The following is a 587-nucleotide window of genomic DNA, read 5'->3' as shown; positions in this document are numbered from 1 at the left end:
GGCCAGCCCAATGTGCAAGTGAGCGCCGCCGGCGGCAATGGCGGCAATACCGCCACCGGCGTGGCAGGCAACGGCGCTGACGCCAGCGGCACGCTGACGCTGAGCGGCAATTCCGGCGCCCTGGTGTATGGTCCCAGCGTCAGCAGCACCGGCGGCAACGGCGGCAATGCCAGCGCGGGCGGCGCGGCGGGTACGGCAGGTAGCGCCAGCAGCCAGCTGAATGTCAATGTCAGCCGCGACTTCACGGCCACCGCCAGCAGCCGCGGCGGCAATGGCGGCGGTGCCAGCAGCGGCAGCGGCAACGGCCAGGCCGGCGGCAGCGCCACCAGCCGCGCCCAGGGAACCGCAGACGCCGGACTGCAACTGAGCAGCAGCGCCACCGGCGGCACCGGCGGCCAGGGTGCGGGTGTGGGCAATAGCGGCGGCACCGGCGGCACCGCCGTCGCCAGCGCCATCGCCAACGGTACGGCCAGCGCCGGTGCCTACGAGGTGAAGGCAACGGTCACGCAGACCGGCGGCAATGGCGGCAACGGCATCAACGGCGCCAATGGCGGCGCCGGTGCGGCCAGCACCCTGCTGAACGGCGC

At 73.8% G+C, this 587-nt stretch carries 1 pseudogene; it reads left to right on the top strand.

The window, feature by feature from the left end:
* Nucleotides 1-587: pseudogene (locus tag GTP58_RS30840) on the top strand (hypothetical protein); the annotation flags it as partial.

The sequence above is a fragment of the Duganella sp. CY15W genome (assembly GCF_009857555.1).
In the GTDB taxonomy this organism is placed as follows: Bacteria; Pseudomonadota; Gammaproteobacteria; order Burkholderiales; family Burkholderiaceae_D; genus Rugamonas; species Rugamonas sacchari.
This window is presented reverse-complemented; position numbering and strand designations above follow the sequence as displayed.